This window comes from Pseudomonadota bacterium, from assembly GCA_034660915.1.
Classification (GTDB): domain Bacteria; phylum Desulfobacterota; class Anaeroferrophillalia; order Anaeroferrophillales; family Anaeroferrophillaceae; genus DQWO01.
Window position 1 is genome coordinate 8,649 of sequence record JAYEKE010000118.1, and the last position, 2,047, is coordinate 10,695.

General features: G+C 48.4%; 3 protein-coding genes. All 3 read right to left on the bottom strand.

Annotated features, from left to right (window positions below; all coding sequences use genetic code 11):
- Window positions 1-16: 16 nt before the first annotated feature.
- Entirely contained in the window at window positions 17-1,006 is a 990-nt protein-coding gene (ruvB, locus tag U9P07_07285) for a Holliday junction branch migration DNA helicase RuvB (GenBank protein MEA2109206.1), read from the bottom strand.
- A complete protein-coding gene (gene ruvA / locus U9P07_07290; GenBank protein MEA2109207.1) occupies window positions 999-1,607 on the bottom strand; it encodes a Holliday junction branch migration protein RuvA in 609 nt (202 codons plus the stop codon). The genes ruvB and ruvA overlap by 8 nt, the downstream gene beginning before the upstream one ends.
- Window positions 1,604-2,047: crossover junction endodeoxyribonuclease RuvC (gene ruvC, locus U9P07_07295; GenBank protein MEA2109208.1), on the bottom strand; the 444-nt coding region annotated here is incomplete at its 5' end. The genes ruvC and ruvA, both read right to left, overlap by 4 nt.

The window sequence follows — 2,047 nt, forward strand, 5'->3', positions numbered from 1 at the left end:
AAAAAAGACAGGGCAGTTAAACCGAAGAAAAATATTCACTGGCTTTTGGTGTTGCTACCCGTCCCCGGGGAGTACGGGCAAGAAAGCCAAGCTGCAGAAGATAGGGTTCACATACATCTTCCAGGGTATCTGACTCTTCCTGAAGCACAGCTGCCAGCGTTTCGATTCCCACTGGGCCGCCATTGAATTTGCGAATAATCGCCAGCATATACTGACGATCAAGGGGATCAAACCCATAGGTGTCAATTTCCATCTGTTCCAAAGCATGGCGAGATACTTCCGGCGTAATCATCATCTGCCCATGAATCTGGGCAAAATCCCTGATCCGTTTCAGCAATCGATTAGCCACCCGGGGTGTACCCCGGGAACAACTGGCTATCTCTGCTGCCCCCTGATCGTTGATATCAAGGTTCAGGATACCGGCTGATCTTTTTATAATCTGGCTCAGGTCATCGAAGTTATAAAATTCCAGGCGAAAAGTAATCCCGAATCGACCGCGCAATGGCGAACTCAGCAATCCTGACCGGGTGGTTGCCCCAATCAGGGTAAAAGGCGGCAAATCCAGGCGAATGGAACGTGCGGTTGGTCCCTGACCGATGATAATATCAAGTTTAAAATCTTCCAGAGCTGGATAGAGGATTTCCTCGACAGCACGATTTAAACGGTGAATTTCATCAATAAACAGAACATCCCGATCCTTCAGATTGGTCAGAATAGCCGCTAGATCACCGGGACGTTCGATCGCCGGGCCTGAGGTCGAACGAACCTGGACCCCCATTTCCCGGGCAACAATATTTGCCAGGGTGGTTTTCCCCAATCCCGGCGGTCCGGAAAATAAAACGTGATCCAGAGGCTCACAACGTTCACAGGCTGCGGCAATAAAAACACTGAGATTATCCTTGATTCGTGACTGACCAACGTACTCTGCCAACCTTCCTGGTCGCAGGAACATCTCTTCAGGCAAATCAGTTGCCAGCGGCTGTCGGTCGACCAGTCTATCATCCATTAGACAAACCTTTGAGGATTTGTTTCAACAAATCTTCCACTCGTCCTTCAGGACTTTCATTAAGGACTTTATCAACTATGCTTAAGCAGTCCGCCGGTTTATATCCAAGACTTTCCATCGCAGACAATAATTCATTTCTCTTTGTCGGGGCTCCAGATGTTGGAGATATTCCCTGCTGAGTCCAGGAACCAAACTGGCCCTTCTTCAGTTCTTCCCCAAGTTCAAGGGCCAAACGCTGGGATAATTTTTTTCCCAAACCGGGTATTTTTGTCAACAACGCCACATCCTGATTAACCAGCAGTTGTTCAAGCTGGACAATTTCAATCTGAGAAATAATATTAAGCGCCAGTTTGGGACCGACACCGGAAACGGACAGCAAACGCAAAAACATCCGCTGCTCTTCCCGGCTGAAAAACCCATAAAGTAGTAAGTGATCATCCCGAATACGGGTTGTAACCCACAAAACAACCTGCTGTTCCACTTCAGGAAGCCGATTATATGTTCCCCCGGGGATAAGCAGCCGATAACCAACGCCTGAGACATCAATAATGACCTGCTCAGGAGATTTTTCAATCAGCACACCGGATATTCGGGCAATCATGATGATTTTGCCTTTGCTTCCCAACCTCGCAACAGCTGGTGGTGATGATGGCATATGGCCACTGCCAGAGCATCGGCAGCGTGTTCGCCGGCAACCTGCTGCAGATTCAGGATAACTGAAACCATCCGCTGTACCTGTTCCTTAGTGGCTTTTCCATAACCAACCACTGCCTGTTTCACCACTGTCGGGGGATATTCAGCAATTTCTCGACCGCAATTAGCCACTGCAACCATGGCGGCACCCCGGGCCTGCCCAAGAACGATCATGCTTTTCACATTAGGACCATAAAAAATACCTTCAACCGCAACCAAATCAGGATGATAATCATCCATTATTTCCATGGTCGCATAGTAGAGGCGGGAAAGTTTCTGCGAGGTATTTTTTTTTGAGGAAAGAGAAACCTGGGAGTGATGCACATGCAGCAAATCACTGCCATCACT

Bases quoted from the DNA above. Each gene is read 5' to 3' on its own strand.
- ruvB (MEA2109206.1), bottom strand. From the start codon at position 1,006: ATGGATGATAGACTGGTCGACCGACAGCCGCTGGCAACTGATTTGCCT.
- ruvA (MEA2109207.1), bottom strand. From the start codon at position 1,607: ATGATTGCCCGAATATCCGGTGTGCTGATTGAAAAATCTCCTGAGCAG.